The sequence below is a fragment of the Vibrio fujianensis genome (genome assembly GCF_002749895.1).
GTDB lineage: Bacteria > Pseudomonadota > Gammaproteobacteria > Enterobacterales > Vibrionaceae > Vibrio > Vibrio fujianensis.
In genome coordinates this window covers 133,913-154,278 of sequence record NZ_NBUS01000038.1, presented here as the reverse complement: position 1 = coordinate 154,278, position 20,366 = coordinate 133,913, and the positions used below count along the sequence as shown (strand labels likewise).

Sequence of the window (20,366 nt, the reverse complement as noted above, 5' to 3'; positions counted from 1 at the left end):
GAAACTTATGCGTCTTCGCCAAACCAACAAATATTGCGAGCCGCCATAATCAATTCGCCCGCACGTTGCTCGGTTAGGCCTTCAATACCTTCGAGATCATCGATGCCTTGATCTGCGAGATCTTCTAGAGTTGCAACCCCTTTCGCAGCCAATTTAAATGCCATTTCACGCTCTAAACCTGGTAGAGCAAGTAGATCATCTGCAGGTTCAAGCCCTTCATATGTCTCTTCTTGCGCGAGAGCCATGGTGGTTAAAGCATCTTTTGCTCGAGTTCTTAACTCTTCGATCAGATCATCGTTTAATCCATCAATTTCCAGTAACTCGTTAACTGGAACATAAGCTATCTCTTCTAATGTAGAGAAGCCTTCTTCGACTAACATCTCAGCAAAGTCTTGCTCAATATCGAGATACTTCATGAAGTTTTCGATTGAAGCCATAGACTCTTCTTGGTGCTTTTTCTGTAAATCAGCTACGGTCATCACATTCAGTTCCCAACCGGTTAGCTGAGATGCAAGACGGACGTTCTGACCATTACGGCCGATCGCTTGCGCAAGGTTATCAGCCTCGACAGCGATATCCATTGCATGTGCATCTTCATCAACGATGATCGAGGCAACATCGGCTGGTGCCATTGCATTGATCACAAATTGTGCAGGGTTATCATCCCACAACACGATATCAATACGCTCACCACCAAGTTCGCCAGACACGGCTTGAACACGAGCACCACGCATCCCAACACAAGCGCCAACTGGGTCAATACGTTTGTCGTTGGTTTTCACTGCGATTTTCGCACGCGAGCCAGGATCTCGAGCAGCAGCTTTCAATTCAATCAGCTCTTCACCAATTTCAGGAACTTCAACGCGGAACAGCTCCGCTAACATTTCTGGTTTTGAACGGGTAATGAACAGCTGAAAACCTCGAGCTTCCGGAGCCACTTTATAAAGCAGCCCTCGAACACGGTCACCAGAACGGAAATTTTCTCGCGGCAGTTGATCATCGCGTAAAATCACAGCTTCAGCATTGTTACCTAAGTCTAAGATCACCGTGTCACGATTGACCTTTTTGACCACGCCTGTCACTAGCTCACCTTCATTGTCGATAAACTGCTCGACAATCTGCGCACGCTCAGCTTCACGAACTTTCTGTACGATCACTTGCTTCGCCGTTTGGGTTGTGATGCGATCAAAAGTAACCGATTCAATCTGATCCTCAACGTAATCGCCTAATTGTACCGTTTCATCATCATAATTTGCGGCATCAAAAGAGATTTCTTTGGTCGGATTTTCAACTTCATCAACCACTAACCAACGGCGGAAAGTTTCAAACTCTCCCGTTTTACGGTCAATCGCGACACGAACATCAATTTCAATGTCATGTTTTTTCTTGGTTGATGTGGCCAGTGCGACTTCTAGCGCTTCGAAGATACGCTCACGAGGAACTGCTTTCTCATTCGAAACCGCCTCAACAACCGCTAAAATTTCTTTACTCATGGTATAGCCTCTTAAGCTCTTTTCTCTAGGAGAACTAAAATTTAGGGATCAGGTTAGCTTTGGCAATGTTGCTGAGAGCGAAATGCTCTTCTTGACCATCAACCATTATATGGATGGTTTCACCCTCTACGGTATGAATTTTTCCCTTCCATTTACGACGGTTACCTACCGCCATTTTTAACACGATATTGATATCGTGACCGATAAACTGCTCATAATGCGCGGCTTTAAAGAGTGGTCTTTCTAAACCAGGAGAGGAGACTTCGAGGTTATAAGCAACCGTAATCGGGTCTTCAACATCCAATACTGCACTAACTTGATGACTCACTTCTGCACAATCATCAACGGTAATACCATTTTCATGATCGATATAAATACGCAATGTAGAATGCTCACCAGCACGTACGAATTCCAGTCCAACGAGTTCATAACCTGATGCTACCACTGGAGCTTCAAGCATTTCAGTAAGTTGTCTTTCTAAACCTGTCATTTAAACCACTCCAGAAACAAAAAAAGGGCATAGAGCCCAATTTAAATTCCAAGCAAGCACCTGAATTAACGTAATGAAATTCAGATAACAAAAAACCCCGATAGTCGGGGTTTTTTGTTGCTGGACCCAGATAAATTGAGAATGCCTTCTCAATTGCAGTGAGGTTGACACTGCCAAACTTGCATCCATAAAAAAATGGTTGCGGGGGCCGGATTTGAACCGACGACCTTCGGGTTATGAGCCCGACGAGCTACCAAGCTGCTCCACCCCGCGTCCGACTTGTAAGCAATTATAAGCTGTACAAGGTATAATTTACAAGTTTGTAAATATGGTGCCGAGAGAGGGACTCGAACCCTCACACCTAAGGCGCTAGCACCTCATGCTAGTGTGTCTACCAATTTCACCATCTCGGCATAACCTGAACTTATCGTAACGATAAGTTATTGAGGAATTTCATCACCTGATGCGGGAGGAACTTCACTCACTGTATCATTAGCTTGCTCGATAACTTGACCTTGTAATGGATCAACCCATTGAGACTCAATTTTGTGAGTAGACATATTGCCTAACACTAAGCTAATAACAAAAAATACGGTTGCAAAAATTGCAGTCATTCGGGTTAGAAAACTACCTGAGCCGCTCGCGCCAAACACTGTGTTTGAAGCACCAGCCCCGAAAGAGGCTCCCATATCTGCGCCTTTACCTTGCTGAATCAATACGAGGCCAATTATACCAACCGCTGCCAACAGGTAAATCACAAGTAGAACGCTAAACATGACTTCCACCTATGTTCCAAATTGTTGAGCCAGCGCCGTTAAATCATTCGACTTAAACAAGGCTAGCGACCTCCTCACTGAAGGCGGACGCAATACTAACGAATGCTCGTTTCGCTGACAAGAGGTATTTGATAAAAAATCCTTTTTTATCAACCAAACGGTCAAAAAAGGCTCAAAGTTTAGTGAAAAAAGAAAATTCCCCATCAACGTTAATCTGTTGGTGGGGAATTTATAGGTTAGCAGTTTGCTTTTACAGCATCAGCAATATGCAGGGCAGACGATTGCACTAAAGCGGCATCTTCACCTTCTACCATAACTCGGATCAAAGGCTCGGTTCCTGATTTACGCAGTAATACCCGTCCTTTTTCTCCTAACTGAGATTCAACATACTTGACTGCCTCAAGCACCGCACCAGACTCAAGCGGATTACTATCACCGTTAAAACGCACATTTTCAAGGACTTGAGGGTACAGTGTCATGCCTTGTGCCAGATCATGTAACGACATTTCACTGCCAACCACAGAAGCAAGAACTTGCAAAGCTGCCACAATCGCATCCCCTGTGGTTACTTTATCCAGCAAAATGACATGACCTGAATTCTCAGCACCAATTTTCCAACCTTTCTCGAGTAATTTTTCCATCACATAACGGTCACCAACCGCAGCGCGTAAAAATGGAATCCCCAACTGTTTCAGGCCATTTTCCATCCCTAGGTTAGTCATTAAGGTGCCGACAACGCCACCTTTTAGCTCTCCTCGCCGCAATGCATCTCGCGCGATGATATAAGCAATTTGGTCACCATCAATTTTATGCCCCAAGTGATCCACCATGATAATGCGATCACCATCACCATCAAAAGCAAGGCCTAGATGAGCTTGCTCTTCAACAACTCGTTGCTGTAAAGCTCGAATATCGGTAGCCCCCACTTGATCATTAATATTCAAGCCATCAGGTTCGGTTCCCATCGCGATCACATTAGCACCTAATTCTTTAAAAACATTCGGGGCAATGTGGTAAGTGGCTCCATGTGCACAATCCACCACGATGTTTAAACCAGCAAGGCTTAATTCAGATGGAAAGGTGCTTTTACAAAATTCAATATAGCGTCCAGCCGCATCAACTAAACGCGTCGCTTTACCTAACTCGGCTGATTCCACGCATTCAAGTGGTTTATCCAATTCAGCCTCAATGGCCAGCTCCAATTCATCGGGTAATTTAGTCCCCGCAGAAGAGAAGAACTTAATACCATTATCGTAATATGGATTATGTGAAGCAGAAATAACGATTCCAGCTTCCGCACGAAAGGTCTGGGTTAAATAAGCGACCGCCGGCGTTGGCATTGGCCCAGTGAAAATCGCTTTTAATCCCGCCGCCGCAAGCCCAGCTTCTAACGCTGACTCAAGCATATAGCCAGAAATACGTGTATCTTTGCCAATAATGACTTTTTTTGTGCCTTGCTGTGCCAGTACACGCCCGGCAGCCCATCCCAGCTTTAATACAAAATCAGGAGTTATCGGATACTGCCCTACCTTACCTCGCACCCCGTCAGTACCAAAATAACGTCGTGTTTCAGACATGATGATTCCTTAATATTTTTGTTTGTTATTTATTTCTATTTACCATCTGCACTATCGCCATGGCTTCTATCGTTTGTTCAACATCATGGACACGCAGAATATGCGCTCCTTTTATTGCCGCAATCGTCGCCCCTGTGACACTTGCAACCATGCATTCTGCGGGGGCTTTATCTAGTAACTTAAACAGCATCGATTTACGCGACATGCCAGCCAGAATCGGCAACTCAAAGTGATGAAATTTATCTAAATGAGCTAGCAAATGATAATTGTGTTCAATCGATTTACCAAAGCCAAAACCAGGATCAAGAATAATATTGTGTTTTTTGATCCCAGCTTGTAAACAAACATCGATTCGCTCAGCAAAAAAATCATTCACCTCTTTAATGACATCATCGTAATGAGGAGAGTTTTGCATGGTGCGAGGCTCTCCTTGCATGTGCATAATACAAACGGGAATATTCGCTTGAGCCGCAACCTGTAATGCCCCAGGCTCTTGTAATGCACGAACATCATTGATGAGGTCGGCACCTGCATCGACAGCATGCCGCATCACTTCCGCTTTGCTGGTATCAATCGAAATCCAGATATCGGGATAGCGAGCCCTAATCCGTTCAATCAGCGGAATGACTCTTTGTAATTCGTCAGCAAGAGAGACCGCAGGAGCGCCAGGCCGAGTCGACTCGCCCCCGATATCAATAATATCTACTCCGGCTGCTATCATTTGCTCGGCCCGATCAAATGCATCATTCAAATGTGTATAACGTCCACCATCTGAAAACGAATCAGGTGTGGTATTTAAAATCCCCATAACTTGTGGGCGGTGCAAAGAAAGCTGTTTAGTATCAGTTCGAATGTCCATAACTCTCTGAATATTTACAGTGACAATAAAAATAAAATTTAGCCTGAAACAGAAAACCCCGAACAAGTCGGGGTTTGATTAGCGTGCTAGCCTTATTCAGTGTCTTTTTTCTCAGTAGGGGCAGATTCATTATCCACCGGTTCCTCTGGCACTGATTCTGATGGGCGTTTTTCTGCATCTGGCTTATCGTCTGATGCTTGTTCTTGCTGAACAGGTTTTGCTTGATCTCCCCAGCCAGCGGGTTCGCGAATCTCTGGTTTACGAGCCATAAGATCGTCAATCTGGCCAGCATCAATGGTTTCATATTTCATCAGTGCATCTTTCATGGCATGCATGATATCCATATTATCCAACAAAATTTGCCGAGTACGCTCATAATTACGATCAATGATTTTGCGAATTTCATCATCGATCAGTTTGGCTGTATCATCCGACATATGTTTTGTTTGCGTTACACTTCGACCGAGGAAAACTTCACCTTCATCTTCAGCATACAGCATAGGGCCTAACTTCTCAGAGAACCCCCATTGAGTGACCATTTTCCGAGCGATCTCAGTTGCACGTTCAATGTCATTAGATGCACCCGTTGATACTTTTTCGGGGCCATAAATCAACTCTTCAGCCAAGCGTCCGCCATAGAGGCTCGAAATCATAGACTCTAAATGCTGCTTAGACATACTCACTCGGTCTTGCTCAGGTAAGTACATTGTTACCCCTAAAGCTCGACCTCGCGGAATAATTGAAACTTTATAAACCGGATCGTGCTCTGGAACTAAACGACCAACAATGGCATGACCCGCTTCATGATAAGCGGTAGAGGCTTTGGTCTCCTCAGACATCACCATCGAGCGACGCTCTGCCCCCATCATAATTTTATCTTTCGCCAGTTCAAACTCTACCATCGAAACATTACGTTTATTGCCACGAGCAGCAAACAGTGCCGCCTCGTTAACTAAGTTGGCTAAGTCTGCCCCCGAAAAACCAGGGGTACCTCGGGCAATCAAAGAAGGTTCAACATCGCTGGCTAATGGTACTTTACGCATGTGAACTTTTAAAATTTGCTCTCGACCTCGAACATCCGGCAAGCCAACAACAACTTGACGGTCAAAACGCCCAGGACGAAGTAAAGCCGGGTCAAGCACATCTGGGCGGTTGGTTGCCGCAATAACAATCACGCCTTCATTGCCTTCAAAGCCATCCATTTCAACCAACATTTGGTTTAATGTTTGCTCTCGCTCATCATGTCCACCACCGACACCCGCACCACGTTGTCGACCAACCGCATCAATTTCATCAATAAAAATGATACAAGGTGAAGCTTTTTTGGCTTGTTCAAACATGTCTCGTACACGAGAAGCACCCACACCGACAAACATTTCGACAAAGTCTGAACCGGAGATAGTAAAAAACGGCACTTTAGCTTCACCAGCAATTGCTTTTGCTAGCAAGGTTTTACCCGTTCCCGGAGGACCAACCATCAGCACACCCGTTGGGATTTTACCGCCCAGCTTTTGAAAACGACTGGGATCACGCAAGTAATCAACCAGCTCTTTAACGTCTTCTTTCGCTTCATCACAGCCCGCAACATCGCTAAAATTGGTTTTGATTTGCTCTTCACTCATCATGCGAGCTTTGCTCTTACCAAACGACATTGCGCCTTTGCCACCGCCACCTTGCATTTGACGCATGAAGAATATCCATACCCCAATCAACAAAATCATAGGGAACCAAGAGATAAAAATCGTTCCAAGTAAACTTTGTTCTTCCGGTGGTGTACCTTGTACTTTGACATTCTGATTAATCAGATCATCAAGTACTTTTTCATCGTACACCGGCATATAGGTAACGAAACGATTATTACTCCCACGACGAGTAAAGGTAATTTCGCTGTTTTTGAATTGAGCTTCTTGAATTTGGCCTTGACCAACTTCCTGTACAAATGTGGTGTAATCGACTGTTCTTCCATTACTGTCACCAGGGCCAAAGCTCTGGAAAACAGACATCAGCACAACGGCAATAACGAGCCACAGTATTAAATTTTTTGCCATATCACTCAAGGTGTCAGCCTCGCGATAACTAGTTGTAATTAAAGGTAGGGTACTACAGTTTTTTCACTGTAGCTATAGTGTAAGTATTCTCGCGTCAAGCCAAATAGTTAGCCTTTGTAACCAGTCGCAACAAGATAAACTTCACGAGAGCGAGCTCTTGATGAATCTGGTTTACGAATTTTGACCGTTTTAAAAAGGTGTCGTACCTCTTGAACGTACGGGTCAAATCCTTCGCCTTGAAACACTTTGACCACAAAACTACCATCAGGAGCAAGAACTTGTCGACACATATCTAAAGCTAATTCGACCAAATACATCGCTCGGGGTTGATCGACCGATAAATTTCCGGCCATATTCGGTGCCATATCCGACATCACGATGTCGACCATATCGGGTTGAATACGTTCGAGCAAGGCTTCTAAAACACTTTCTTCTCTAAAATCACCTTGCAAAAAAGCCACGCCAGCAATGGAGTCCATAGGCAAAATATCACAAGCAATGACCTGACCTTGTTCACCAACAATACCGGCTGCGTATTGAGACCACCCACCGGGAGCGGCCCCAAGGTCAACAACGGTCATCCCAGGCTTAAGCAATTTATCTTTGTTTTGAATTTCTTCCAATTTAAAGATAGCACGTGAACGATAACCTCTTTTCTTCGCTTCATTCACATACTTATCATCAAAATGTTCTTTCAACCAGCGACCAGAACTCGCTGAATGCTTCTGTTTACTCATTCGATTCCTAACTAAAGCTGTCTCTACCAGAGAAAGTTGGGCAGAAAATATAGTCTTCCTGGATAGATGGCGTTAAAATGGTGGTTTTCAACCCTATAGTAAATAAATTTGGTCGCGTAATGAACCTAAGCAACAAACAAAAGCAGCATCTTAAAGGCTTGGCACACCATTTAAATCCAGTCGTGCTTATGGGGGCCAATGGCCTCACTGAAGCTGTTTTAGCAGAAATCGAAATTGCGCTTAATCACCATGAACTGATAAAAGTGAAGGTGGTATCAGAAGACCGTGATACGAAACAATTGATAGTGGATGCCATTGTTCGTGAAACTGGTGCAGAAAAAGTCCAACTTATTGGGAAAGTTGTGGTTCTTTATCGTCCATCTGAGCAGCGTAAAATCGAATTACCACGTAAATAGCCTGTCACGTGTAGATTATAAATGATAAAAAGGTCGCTTATTGCGACCTTTTTATGTTTAATCCATCGCCATGGGCGAATGAATTATAGATATTCAACGCGATCAATCTCAAACAATTTTTCACCGCCTGGAGTACTGATAGAGACTTCATCCCCTTCGCTTTTACCAATCAAGCCTCGAGCTATCGGTGAACTCACGGAGATACGTCCGGCTTTAATTTCAGCCTCATCATCACCGACAATTTGGTAACGTTTTTCTTCTTCGGTATCGACATCGATCAAAGTTACCGTAGCCCCAAAAATGACTTTGCCCGTATTTTCCATCTTAGTGACATCGATCACCTGTGCCACCGAAAGTTTATATTCAATATCACGAATTTGAGCTTCGCAGATACCTTGCTCTTCTCGTGCGGCATGGTATTCAGCATTTTCTTTCAAGTCTCCCAACTCACGCGCTTCTGCGATTGCTTGAGAAATTTGCGGGCGCAGTTTCAATAACCGCTCGAGTTCGTCACGCAGTAGTTTTTCACCACGGACGGTCATAGGAACTTTTTCCATAATTACCTCTATGCCAAAGTTATCTTTGGACAATACAAAACTACCCAACCCATATAGGCTAGGTAGTGATTGATGAATGCATTATCCATTAGTGTAAACAAACATGGTGATGAAATCATCCAAATTCAAGTATTGCGATCAGAATTTGAGATTCATTATGAACTTATTCACTTTACGTGATCTTGTGCACACTTAGGTTTTGCTTAAAACCACAGAATAAAGTAAAAAAAACTAAATAATTAGTTTTTTTTACTGATCAGATCAGTGTTATTAATAGCAATAAAAACAATTAAAATCAAAGCTTTGATATTTTTTATATCACAATAAAACACTGTTCATAAGAGGGATTTATATCATTTTACTAACTCATCGGGGAACTTTGCAGTTACAAATAGAAGCACGAAAACGAATGCTTCACTTGCTGACACATCATGTCGATGAAGCAATTGGATGCATTTTAATATTCGTAGCTCAAGTGACACTGCTCCCCTGTAGGTTACTTGCAGACAATAATGATTTATGGACAGTAAATTAGGATTTAATAAGATGAACAAAACTTTAATCGCTTTAGCCGTTTCAGCAGCAGCAATGGCAGCTGGCGTAAATGCTGGTGAAATTTATAATCAAGATGGTACTTCACTAACTCTTGGTGGTCGTGCAGAAGCACGCCTATCTCTAAAAGATGGCAAAGCTGAAGACAAAACTCGCGCTCGTGTAAACGTACTGGGCAAAACTCAAATCAACGACAGCCTATACGGCGTTGGTTTCTATGAAGGTGAATTCACCACCGCAGATAATGGCGGCGAAGTTGATGCAAATAGCAACGACATCACTAACCGTTATGCGTTTGCCGGTATCGGCGGTAATTTTGGCCTAGTCACTTACGGTAAAAATGATGGCGCACTAGGTGTAGTTACTGACTTTACCGATATTATGGCTTACCACGGTAACTCTGCAGCTCACAAACTAACGGTTGCTGACCGCGCAGACAACATGCTGACTTACGCAGGTCAATTTGATGATTTAGCGGTTAAAGCGAGCTACCGTTTTGCTGACCGTGAAGGCACAACAGCCAATGGTAGTTATGCAGATAACAACCAAGATGGTTACTCTCTATCTGCTATCTACGCGTTTGCAAATACAGGCTTTAAAGTTGGTGCTGGCTATGCAGACCAAGATGAAGCGAATGAATATATGTTAGCCGCTTCTTATAAAATGGCTGATTTCTACTTTGCAGGTGTATTCACTGACGGTGAACTAGCGAAGCACGATGCAGACTATACGGGTTATGAGTTAGCAGCAGCATACACACTAAACCAAACTGTGTTTACTCTGACTTATAACAATGCAGAAACCAATAAAGAAACCTCAGCGGATAACCTAGCGGTTGATGCAACTTACTTCTTTAAACCAAACTTCCGCGCTTATGTCTCTTATAACTTCAATATGATTGATAAAGGCGACAAAATTGGTGTAGTTGGTGGAACTGATACAGCAACTAAAACACAAGCTGAAGACGAATTAGCGCTAGGCCTACGTTACGATTTCTAATTGATTGATTCGTTAATAGGTTATAGATAACGCCTGCTACTAGCAGGCGTTTTATTCTCTGGTATACTCTGTTGATTCTCGGCTTTACTCGTGATGGTGTATGCGCTTTTTCTTCTGTTTAACCCTCTGGTTATTGTCAACATTCCCTTGCTCTGCTCATCTTGCTGTCAATCAAGACTTTTTATCGCTCTTACCCGAAGGCACACGCAGTGGGTTAGTTATTCAGAAATTAGGCGATACGCAGCCAATCTTTCAGCAGCAAACGGGAGCCTATTTTCCCCCAGCCAGCACATTAAAAATTGTTACCGCTCTCGCCAGTCAACTCGAATTAGGTAATGAGTTTTATTTTGAGACGCAACTACGCAGTAATCACCAAGACTTAGCCTTGATTTTCTCCGGTGATCCCACCTTAACCTCGAGGCATTTAAAAATCTTATTACTTGGCTATAAACAGCGATATGGTCAACATATCCGGGGCGATATTTGGTTAGATGCTCGCCATTTTACCGGATACCAAAGAGCCGTCGGTTGGCCTTGGGATAGCCTGGGGGTTTGCTACAGCGCGCCGATTAGCGCAATCAATTTAGATGGTAACTGTATTCAAGCCTCGATTTATACCCAAGATGACGGTACAACCCGAGTCTATGTGCCACCTCACTATCCGGTTTATGTTCATAGTGATGCCCGGAGTGTGACACAAACACAACAACAAGCTCAGCACTGTGATTTAGAGCTGATTGCTAGCCGCGATAACCACTACCATCTTTCAGGCTGTTTAACTCAGCGCAATCAACCTCTTCCCCTTCAATTTGCAGTACAAGACACTGAATTGTATACACAACGCGTGATATACCAGTTACTCAATCAATTAGGAATGATACTGGACGGCGAAGTAAAATTAGGCGCACCAAAAAGTCAAAATTGGTCACTTGTTGCCAGCCATCGCTCTGAATTTTTACCTCAGCTACTCACCAAGATGCTGCAAGATTCTGATAACCTCATTGCCGATGCACTGTTGAAAACCCTAGGACAAACATTTTTTCAACAACCCGGCAGCTTCAATAATGGCAGTGAAGCACTCAAACAAATTATCTTTACTCGCACAGAAATAGATATCAATGATGCTCAAATTGTTGATGGTTCTGGCTTATCGAGAAATAATCGCGTTCGCCTAGAGTCGATGCGACAAATCCTCAACTATCTCTGGCAGCATGATAATGAACTGCATTTAATTGACGCACTGCCTAGCGCTGGAGAGAATGGTACTTTGCTCTATCGGCGCAGTATGCAAGATGGAAAAATTCGTGGTCGCTTAAAAGCAAAAAGTGGCTCGTTATATAGCACTCATAATATGGTGGGGTTTTCGCTTGACAACAAGGGCCAGCCTCAAGCGCTCTTTATTCAATGGATTACCGATTACTTTCCTGCCAAGCCCGACCCGAAAAAACCCGTTGATACTCCTATCACTCAGTTTGAACGACAATTTTACCAGGTCATTTTAAGCACTCATCACTCACCGAACATCGCCAATAAAACAAAAGCGCAATGATGCGCTTTTGTTATCATGCTGCGGTCAGGTGTTTACTCCTTCCCACTGTTATTCATTTATAAAATCGTTATTTATTTATAAAATCGTGACGCGAGCAAATTTACGCTTACCAACTTGATAAACATAAGTACCGGTTTGCGCTGTCTGTTTGGCATCTTCGAGCTTTTTACCATCTTGCTTGGCTGCGCCTTGTTTAATCATGCGCATCGCATCAGAGGTTGAAGCGACCAGCCCTGCCTCTTTCAATAAGTTCGCAATAGCAATGCCTTTTTCAAAAGTAAATTCTGGCATTTCATCGGGCAAAGCGCCTTTTTGGAAACGGTTAATGAACTCCTGCTCGGCGGCATCTGCATCGGCTGCGGAGTGAAAACGGGCAATGATCTCTTTGGCCAATAAAATTTTAATGTCACGTGGATTTTTACCCTTCGCCACATCAACCTTAAACTGCTCGAGTTCAGCGAGTGGGCGGAAAGACAGTAGTTCGTAGTAGCTCCACATCAGATCGTCTGAAATCGACATGATCTTACCAAACATTTCGCTCGGCGCTTCACTTACACCAATATAGTTATTGGCCGATTTAGACATTTTTTTCTCGCCATCCAACCCAACCAATAAAGGCATCATCAACACGACTTGGGGTTTTTGACCGTTAGCTTTTTGTAATTCACGCCCCATCAGTAAGTTAAACTTCTGGTCGGTTCCCCCCAACTCGACATCGGTTTCCATCGCTACTGAATCATACCCTTGTAATAACGGATACATAAATTCATGGATAGCAATTGGCTGACCACCTGCATAGCGTTTTTTAAAGTCATCACGCTCAAGCATACGAGCAACCGTTTGATGGGCAGCCAAACGGATCATCCCTTCCGCTCCTAATTCAGATAACCATTCTGAGTTAAATTGAATTTTGGTTTTCGCTGGATCGAGAATTTTAAACACTTGCTGCTTATAAGTTTCGGCATTACGCAGCACATCTTCACGCGTTAGTGGTGGCCGTGTGGTGTTTTTTCCTGTTGGGTCACCGACCATGCCCGTAAAGTCGCCAATTAAGAAAGTAACGTCATGGCCTAAATCTTGGAAAGTGCGCAACTTATTAAGAATTACAGTATGGCCTAAATGAATATCTGGCGCTGTTGGATCGGCTCCTAATTTAATACGTAAAGGGCGACCTTCTTTTAGTTTTGCCACCAACTCCTCTTCTGGAATTAGTTCTTCAACACCACGCTTAATCTCCGCTAAAGCAGCTTCAATACTCGCCATTCTTGTTCACTCCCACAGATTTGGCAAAAATTTAATAGTTTGACATATTACTTGAATAGCGATGACTTTTGAAACCAGTTAGACTAATCAACTGGCTATTTTTATTATTAATGATTGAACGAACACGAGTATGCTAGCACTTTTTGCTCGTCTTCCCTGGGTTCATCGGGCATTTATTGCCTTTTTTAGTGCGTTAATTGTTATTGCGCTATTTTTTCTCCCAGATCCGGAAGCATTGAGAAACCACCCTGAACGCCTGCAAATTGGCCGGCATTATCCATTAACGATCAATAGTGAAGCCCTCTCACCTGGCCATACTATTTTGCCCTCCACGCTATTGCGCTGGGAAACCTACCACGTAAAGGCTGGAGAAAGTGCCGCGATACTGTTTCAACGTATTGGTTTGTCTCCTCGTCTTTTATATGAACTGACCTCAAGTAGTCAGATCATTGATCAGCAGTTGAGCCGACTACGTCCAGGCGATGAACTACAATTTGGCTTTGATGAGCAAAATCAACTGATTCAACTAAAACGCCGAATCAGTGCTTATGAGACTTTTGATATCACCCGCACAGAGTCTGGTTTTTCATCCAAAATGGATAAAAAAGAGGTCTTTTATCAATACAACTACGCTCAAGCAGAAATTCAATCGAATTTTTGGAATGCCGGCAATGCAGCAGGACTAACCGCTAACCAAATTATGGAGTTGGCGGGAATTTTTGGTTGGGATATCGATTTTGCTTTGGATATTCGAGCGGGAGATACCTTCCAATTACTTTTCCAAGAAAAGGTGGTTGAAGGTGAAGTGATTGGACGCGGTCAGATCATTGCCGCCATTTTTACCAATCAAGGTACAACATTTACAGCTATTTTAGATGATCGAACTGGCCAGTATTTTGATGAACATGGACGGGCAATGAAAAAAGCCTTTTTGCGTTCACCACTCGATTTTCGCCGTGTCTCATCTAACTTTAATCCTCGTCGCCTCCATCCGGTAACTGGACAGTTAAAAGCCCACCGTGGCACCGATTATGTCGCCCCTGTCGGCACGCCTATTTGGGCCGCTGGGGATGGAGTTGTCGAAAAATCGAGCTATAACCAATTCAATGGAAATTATGTTTTTATCCGCCACAGTAATACCTATCTCACCAAATATCTGCATTTAACTCGTCGGACAGTGAAAACCGGCCAAAGAGTTAAGCAAGGACAGGTCATCGGTAGATTGGGAGGAACAGGTCGTGTCACGGGGCCCCATTTACATTACGAATTTTTAGTCCATGGTGTGCATAAAGATCCACGCACTGTCGATTTACCTCAAGCAAAGTCATTGACTGGAAAAAATAAAGCAAGCTTTATTACTCAAGCCAAACTTCACTTGGATACCCTGCATCGTTATAGTCAACTGCTATACGCCACCCCGTAAAGGTTGATAAACTCTGAGCTATAAAAAAAGCCCTTGCTCGATACAACAAGGGCTTTTTACTTCGATTCGCTGGTCGCAACCGGCTACACGCTAAAGGAGGCACCACAACCACAAGTAGTAGTGGCATTTGGATTATTGACAAAAAAGCGTGAACCTTCCAAGCCCTCGGTATAATCCACCACACCACCAATTAAGTACTGTAAACTCATCGGATCCACCACCAGTGTGACGCCACTATTCTCAATCGTGGTATCACCTTCATTAACTTTTTCATCAAAAGTAAAACCATACTGGAAGCCGCTACACCCGCCCCCAGTAATATAAACACGTAATTTTAGCTCTGGATTTTCTTCTTCGGCAATTAAAGCCCGCACACGTTTTGCAGCGGCATCCGAAAAGGATAATGGGATATTGGCTTCGCTCACAACGACCTCTCTCACTCGTTCCATACTCATCTGTGATCTATGAGCATCATTATTTTTCTGTTGGCTAGATTATCTAATACCCGACTAATTCGTTCAAGTATTAACCGCAACGGCAATGAAATCATCCATTGATACCATTATACGAATCTTGGTTAGTCTATTTTACCTTTATTTGCGCAAAAGGCAGAGAAATCCATACTTAAACCTATCTGAAACTCGCCACACAAAAAAAGATGCCGTTCTACCTTCTGATGCTAAGTCTTCGCTCTCAGAAATAAGCGAAATAATTTCACCTCTTGCTTCATCAGCGTACAATGCACAGCGCAATAGGTCGAGCAATCATAAAGAGGAAGTATCAATGACCAAATCAGAAGATCTTTACCAAAAGGCACAAACAAAAATCCCTGGCGGGGTGAACTCTCCCGTTCGAGCATTCAGCGGTGTTGGCGGTTCGCCTATTTTTATTGACCGTGCCGATGGCGCTCTGATTTTTGATGCCGATGGAAAAGCTTATATTGATTATGTTGGCTCATGGGGCCCGATGATTCTTGGCCATAACCATGCGGTGATCAGAGAAGCCGTCATCGATGCAGCGCAGCGAGGCTTAAGTTTTGGTGCGCCAACTGAAATGGAAATCGCGATGGCAGAGTTGGTGTCTGAACTGGTTCCATCAATGGAGCAACTCCGGATGGTTAACTCTGGAACTGAAGCTACAATGAGTGCTATTCGCCTTGCACGTGGCTATACCGGGCGAGATAAAATCATCAAATTTGAAGGCTGCTATCATGGACATGCAGACAGTTTGCTAGTAAAAGCAGGCTCAGGAGCACTGACGCTTGGCCAACCAAGCTCTCCTGGTGTTCCCGCTGACTTTGCTAAATATACCCTAACTGCACGTTTTAATGACTTAGAATCGGTACGCCAGCTATTTGCGGCGAACCCTGGAGAAATCGCCTGCATTATCGTCGAACCCGTCGCTGGCAATATGAACTGTATTCCGCCTGTAGCCGGTTTCCATGAAGGACTTCGCGATATTTGTGACCAAGAAGGAGCGCTACTGATTTTTGATGAAGTAATGACAGGGTTTCGTGTCGCACTCGGCGGAGCACAAGCCCATTACAATATTAAACCCGACCTAACAACCTTGGGCAAAGTCATTGGCGGCGGGATGCCAGTCGGTGCCTTTGGTGGCCGTAAGGAAGTGATGCAGTACATCGCGCCAACAGGGCCTGTTTACCAAGCCGGAACCTTATCGGGTAATCCGATCGCTATGGCGGCTGGCTACGCTTGCCTGTCACTATTAAAAGAAGAAGGCAATGAAAAACGCCTAGCCTATAAAACCAAACAATTGGCCGAAGGTTTAAAATTTTTGGCTGACAAGCATGGTATTCCTTTGGTAGTCAATCAAGCAGGAGGCATGTTTGGCTTCTTCTTCACCGATCAACCTCAAGTCACTTGTTACGAAGAGGTGGTTAAATGTGATGTGGCTCGTTTCAAACGCTTCTTCCATTTGATGCTGGGCTATGGTGTCTATCTAGCACCTTCTGCATTTGAAGCCAGCTTTACCTCTTTAGCGCATGGCAGTAAAGAAATTGAAGCCACACTAGAAGCGGCAGACCGCAGCTTTGCTCAATTAGCACAAGAAGCATAAGCGTTAAACCCAAGCATAAGCGTTAAACCCCAAAAGGCTGCAAAGCAGCCTTTTGGGGGAGTGAATGCCTGTCAATTACTGCCAATAGATCACCACCAATACCGCCAAAATAACGAGTATCATCATTAACCAAGGCACTCGCTGGAAAAACGATTTTTTCGGTGTACAGCAAGACTCTTTATCACAGCAGCCCATTTTTATCTCCCCATTGCCCGTCAACTCAATTGCGTTCATTATATACCGAACCGTGAAGAATCGGCAGGCTGTTTTAAGCTTTAAAATCAACCCACCTTCACGAGCCGCGCCATGAATCATCTAACAAAGGGAATCGGATTGTGCCAGATAAACTAAAGTTGAACTCAAACCATTGGGTGCTGATTGCTGCACTGCTTGTCGCGGCCCTAAGTTGCTATTTATTACTCAAACCTTATATCAACGCCATCATCATGGCTTTTATCATATCCTTGCTGATGTTCCCGATTCATCAAAAGCTAGAAACTAAACTTCCGACTCATAAAAATATAGTTGCGCTTTTGTCATGCATTATTCTGGTCTTTATCATTGTCCTTCCATTATTACTGGTATTTACCGCGATGATCCAACAAGGTGCGAAGTTTTCTCAAAACCTCTATCAATGGGGCACAGAAGGAGGAATTCAAACCGTATTGTCTTATCCTTGGGTGAAAAAAGGATTAGCATTAGCGAATGATTACCTGCCCTTTCATGAAATAACCCCGCAACAGATAGCACAAAAAACCGCACAATTAGCCACGACATTTGCTAGCGATCTCGTTTCCCTCAGTGCCAAAGTTTTAGGCGATGCAACCAGCTTTTTAGTCAACTTCTTTTTGATGCTGTTTGTTTTATTTTTCCTCCTGCGCGATCACGATAAAATCATTCTCGCGATCCGCCATATCGTGCCATTATCACGTAGCCAAGAAGACCGCTTACTCAATGAAATTGAACAAGTTTCTAAATCTGCAGTCATGGGCTCATTTCTAACCGCTATTGCCCAAGGGGTCGCCGGTGGGTTCGGTATGTGGCTGGCCGGTTTTCCTGGTCTATTTTGGGGGACGATGATGGGCTTTGCTTCTTTTATTCCAGTGGTCGGTACAGCGTTGATTTGGGTTCCTGCCACTCTTTACCTTTTTATTATAGGTGATATGACTTGGATGGTTTTCTTATTGATATGGAGCATCGCCGTTGTTGGCTCTATCGATAATTTACTGCGCCCATTCCTCATGCAAGGAAGTGCTGGGATGAACACCTTAATGATTTTTTTCTCGTTATTAGGAGGGTTGCAACTGTTTGGATTCATTGGCTTGATTTATGGCCCGTTAATTTTTGCCATTACGATGGTGCTATTTAACCTTTATGAAGAAGAGTTCCAACCCTTTTTAAATCGACAAGACAATAGTTAAACTCCTTCAAGCCAAGAGGCAATTGTGCGAAAATCTTGGCCCCTGAATTTGCTCTTGAGTTTGTTATGTCTCACTACACCGCGCCAAGTCAAATCGCTGAGCGTCAACTGCCTTATTTTTCTGGCAAAAAAGTACTGATTGCTGGAGAAATAGAAGATGGCTTTCCTTTACTACTGGCGAAACACTGCTTATCCGTTGCGGTTTTTACCACGCACTATGGTTATTACCGCCAATTACAGCAATCGTCTGCTGTAAATTGTTATTTTGGTGCAGAATTAACCGAAAATCTCGATGCCGATCTGCTTGTCATCTATTGGCCTAAAGCGAAGCTCGAAGCTCAATACCTCTTAGCGATGCTCTTAGCTAAGCTTCCTTCACCTTGTGAAGTCATCGTCATCGGTGAAAACCGATCTGGGGTGAAAAGCATTGAAAAAATGTTCAAACCTTACGGATCGATCAAAAAATATGATTCAGCAAGACGCTGCTCATTTTATTGGGGAGAATGCCGCGAAACAGTGGCTGATTTTGCTCTAACAGATTGGTTTAAATCTTATTCGGTGCAATACCAGCAGCATGAGTTAACCATCCGTAGTCTCCCCGGCGTATTTAGCCATGGTGAATTTGATTTAGGTAGTCAATTGCTGCTTGATACTCTCCCCTATCTACAAGGTAAAGTACTTGATTTTGGCTGTGGTGCTGGGGTTATTGGATGTGTTATGGCAATGCTCAACCCGAAAATTGAGTTAGAGATGTGTGACATCAACGCCCTTGCCATCTGCTCTAGTCAGGCAACGTTAGCCGCCAATGGGCTTTCAGGGCGTGTGTTTGCTTCTGACATTTATTCAGATACGGCGACCAATTACGATGTGATTGTCAGTAACCCGCCGTTTCATTCTGGCTTAGAGACCAGTTATCAGGTCACCGAGACGTTATTGCACTCTGCTCCCAATTACCTCACTCGTTCAGGGCAGTTATTTTTAGTTGCTAACAGTTTTCTTAAATATCCCCCTATTATCGAACAGGCATTTGGTCATTGTGAGACACTCAGTAAGACCAGTAAATTTTCGATTTACCATGCCAGCAAGTAATCGATGGGCGGTTATTGACCAATTTTAACGGCAATAGCCGCTTGGACGAGAAAATTGCGTCCATGTCCACGCTTTCAGGGTAACTTACTTGTCAAAGTAAAAAAACTCGTTAATTTCGTTACTTTCTCTATCCCTTAATTCTATTTTCTCACAAAGGCTCTGTTCATCGTGAGTATCACTACAAGTAACGTTTTATCCATGTTTAGGTTCAATCGAAAACAAAAATTCAAACGTCTGCAAAATACGCTGATGTTGGCTTTTTTAGTGCTCAGTCTCACCCCTCTCACACTGACAGCACTGTTTTTTCTTCATTCTCACAGTAAAGACTTACAAGAGCAAAGCACCTCTCACCTCGTCTCATTACGTGACACTAAGCAACAGCAAGTCATTGATTACCTTAACGCTAAAGAATCAGAAGTGATGGGGTTTGTCCGTTCTGAGTTGGCATATGCCAGTGGCGGTCGTTTTTATGGTTTAGTCAATGCCTTTCAGCGATTAGGCGATAATATTGAGCAAGCCCGGCAGCATGCACAACAACGTTATATTCTTGGCTCTGGCGATCAAATTAAAACCTCCGTACTGCCTAAATCCAGTAGTTATGTCGGCAGTGAGCGCTACCGTTTATTGCATAAACGTTATCATTCAGCTTATCTTGAGCTGCTAAAACGATCCGATTTTGACGATATATTACTGGTCGATCTCAATGGCAACGTGGTCTACTCCATCTATAAATATGACAACTATGGTACTAACCTGCTCAGTGGACGCTATAAAGACTCAAACCTAGGAAAAACCTTTCAACGTTTAGAGCAGCTTATTAGCGAAAATCGCAAAATCAATGAAGATTACACGCCGGTGGTGCTATCCGATTTTATCGCTGAAGATGGGCAACCCTACGCATGGATGGGAGCCCCCATTATACAGCAAGGCTATTTACACAGTTATGCCATGTTTAGATTACCCAATAATGGTATCACTAAATTAATTTCAGAAAATAACAATGGTTCATCAAAACGCACGCTCTTAGTCGGACAAGATCATC

The 20,366-nt window shown here is 43.6% G+C and carries 18 protein-coding genes, 2 tRNA genes and 1 pseudogene; 8 read left to right on the top strand and 13 right to left on the bottom strand.

Translation table 11 applies throughout. The features are described from left to right. Nucleotides 1–5: 5 nt before the first annotated feature. From nusA to rlmE, 9 genes are all read right to left on the bottom strand, one after another. Complete coding sequence (gene nusA, locus B7C60_RS04600) at nucleotides 6–1,493, bottom strand: transcription termination factor NusA (RefSeq protein ID WP_099610632.1); 1,488 nt, start codon at nucleotides 1,491–1,493, stop codon at nucleotides 6–8. A 34-nt stretch (nucleotides 1,494–1,527) separates the two neighbouring features. Next, nucleotides 1,528–1,983, bottom strand: a complete 456-nt coding sequence (gene rimP / locus B7C60_RS04595; protein WP_099610631.1) for a ribosome maturation factor RimP — start codon at nucleotides 1,981–1,983, stop codon at nucleotides 1,528–1,530. A 196-nt stretch (nucleotides 1,984–2,179) separates the two neighbouring features. Beyond that, a tRNA-Met gene (locus B7C60_RS04590) sits at nucleotides 2,180–2,256 on the bottom strand. Nucleotides 2,257–2,312: 56 nt separating this feature from the next. Next, a tRNA-Leu gene (locus B7C60_RS04585) sits at nucleotides 2,313–2,396 on the bottom strand. A gap of 27 nt (nucleotides 2,397–2,423) precedes the next feature. Then, nucleotides 2,424–2,759, bottom strand: a complete 336-nt coding sequence (gene secG, locus B7C60_RS04580; RefSeq protein ID WP_099610630.1) for a preprotein translocase subunit SecG — start codon at nucleotides 2,757–2,759, stop codon at nucleotides 2,424–2,426. Nucleotides 2,760–2,995: 236 nt separating this feature from the next. Further along, nucleotides 2,996–4,336: a phosphoglucosamine mutase gene (gene glmM, locus B7C60_RS04575; RefSeq protein WP_099610629.1), complete on the bottom strand. Its 1,341-nt coding sequence runs from the start codon at nucleotides 4,334–4,336 to the stop codon at nucleotides 2,996–2,998. 25 nt (nucleotides 4,337–4,361) lie between these two features. Then, a complete protein-coding gene (gene folP / locus B7C60_RS04570; RefSeq protein WP_099610628.1) occupies nucleotides 4,362–5,195 on the bottom strand; it encodes a dihydropteroate synthase in 834 nt (277 codons plus the stop codon). 92 nt (nucleotides 5,196–5,287) lie between these two features. Beyond that, nucleotides 5,288–7,243: an ATP-dependent zinc metalloprotease FtsH gene (gene ftsH / locus B7C60_RS04565; protein ID WP_170887824.1), complete on the bottom strand. Its 1,956-nt coding sequence runs from the start codon at nucleotides 7,241–7,243 to the stop codon at nucleotides 5,288–5,290. A gap of 107 nt (nucleotides 7,244–7,350) precedes the next feature. Beyond that, nucleotides 7,351–7,980 carry a 23S rRNA (uridine(2552)-2'-O)-methyltransferase RlmE gene (gene rlmE / locus B7C60_RS04560; protein ID WP_099610626.1) on the bottom strand — a complete coding sequence of 210 codons (630 nt, stop codon included), beginning with the start codon at nucleotides 7,978–7,980 and terminating at the stop codon, nucleotides 7,351–7,353. Between the two features lie 119 nt (nucleotides 7,981–8,099). Here rlmE and yhbY point away from each other — a divergent pair, with 119 nt between their 5' ends. Next, nucleotides 8,100–8,396, top strand: coding sequence for a ribosome assembly RNA-binding protein YhbY (yhbY, locus tag B7C60_RS04555; RefSeq protein ID WP_078926153.1), 297 nt, complete (start codon nucleotides 8,100–8,102; stop codon nucleotides 8,394–8,396). 83 nt (nucleotides 8,397–8,479) lie between these two features. Here the strand turns inward: yhbY and greA are convergent, their stop codons facing one another. Further along, nucleotides 8,480–8,953, bottom strand: a complete 474-nt coding sequence (greA, locus tag B7C60_RS04550) for a transcription elongation factor GreA (RefSeq protein ID WP_099610625.1) — start codon at nucleotides 8,951–8,953, stop codon at nucleotides 8,480–8,482. Nucleotides 8,954–9,499: 546 nt separating this feature from the next. Between greA and B7C60_RS04545 the strand changes: the two genes are divergently transcribed. Next, nucleotides 9,500–10,504 carry a porin gene (locus B7C60_RS04545; protein WP_099610624.1) on the top strand — a complete coding sequence of 335 codons (1,005 nt, stop codon included), beginning with the start codon at nucleotides 9,500–9,502 and terminating at the stop codon, nucleotides 10,502–10,504. A 100-nt stretch (nucleotides 10,505–10,604) separates the two neighbouring features. Further along, entirely contained in the window at nucleotides 10,605–12,053 is a 1,449-nt protein-coding gene (dacB, locus tag B7C60_RS04540; protein ID WP_099610623.1) for a serine-type D-Ala-D-Ala carboxypeptidase, read from the top strand. Between the two features lie 75 nt (nucleotides 12,054–12,128). Here the strand turns inward: dacB and tyrS are convergent, their stop codons facing one another. Then, a complete protein-coding gene (gene tyrS / locus B7C60_RS04535) occupies nucleotides 12,129–13,316 on the bottom strand; it encodes a tyrosine--tRNA ligase (protein WP_099610622.1) in 1,188 nt (395 codons plus the stop codon). A gap of 130 nt (nucleotides 13,317–13,446) precedes the next feature. On the opposite strand from tyrS, the gene shyC reads away from it, so the two are divergent. Next, nucleotides 13,447–14,739, top strand: a complete 1,293-nt coding sequence (gene shyC / locus B7C60_RS04530) for a peptidoglycan DD-endopeptidase ShyC (protein ID WP_099610621.1) — start codon at nucleotides 13,447–13,449, stop codon at nucleotides 14,737–14,739. 83 nt (nucleotides 14,740–14,822) lie between these two features. Here shyC and erpA read toward each other — a convergent pair whose 3' ends face one another. After that, on the bottom strand, nucleotides 14,823–15,164 hold the full coding sequence (gene erpA / locus B7C60_RS04525; RefSeq protein WP_099610688.1) for an iron-sulfur cluster insertion protein ErpA: 342 nt from the start codon (nucleotides 15,162–15,164) through the stop codon (nucleotides 14,823–14,825). Between the two features lie 358 nt (nucleotides 15,165–15,522). Here erpA and hemL point away from each other — a divergent pair, with 358 nt between their 5' ends. Beyond that, a complete protein-coding gene (gene hemL, locus B7C60_RS04520; protein ID WP_099610620.1) occupies nucleotides 15,523–16,815 on the top strand; it encodes a glutamate-1-semialdehyde 2,1-aminomutase in 1,293 nt (430 codons plus the stop codon). Between the two features lie 75 nt (nucleotides 16,816–16,890). Here hemL and B7C60_RS04515 read toward each other — a convergent pair whose 3' ends face one another. After that, nucleotides 16,891–17,049: a hypothetical protein gene (locus B7C60_RS04515; RefSeq protein ID WP_157928678.1), complete on the bottom strand. Its 159-nt coding sequence runs from the start codon at nucleotides 17,047–17,049 to the stop codon at nucleotides 16,891–16,893. Nucleotides 17,050–17,150: 101 nt separating this feature from the next. Between B7C60_RS04515 and B7C60_RS04510 the strand changes: the two genes are divergently transcribed. The 3 genes and pseudogenes from B7C60_RS04510 to B7C60_RS17840 all read left to right on the top strand — a co-directional run. Beyond that, a complete protein-coding gene (locus tag B7C60_RS04510; RefSeq protein ID WP_099610618.1) occupies nucleotides 17,151–18,236 on the top strand; it encodes an AI-2E family transporter in 1,086 nt (361 codons plus the stop codon). 65 nt (nucleotides 18,237–18,301) lie between these two features. Beyond that, the gene (gene rsmC, locus B7C60_RS04505; RefSeq protein WP_099610617.1) at nucleotides 18,302–19,324 is read left to right on the top strand and encodes a 16S rRNA (guanine(1207)-N(2))-methyltransferase RsmC; all 1,023 of its coding nucleotides are present in this window, start codon (nucleotides 18,302–18,304) and stop codon (nucleotides 19,322–19,324) included. Nucleotides 19,325–19,522: 198 nt separating this feature from the next. After that, a pseudogene (locus B7C60_RS17840) lies at nucleotides 19,523–20,366 on the top strand (hybrid sensor histidine kinase/response regulator); the annotation flags it as partial.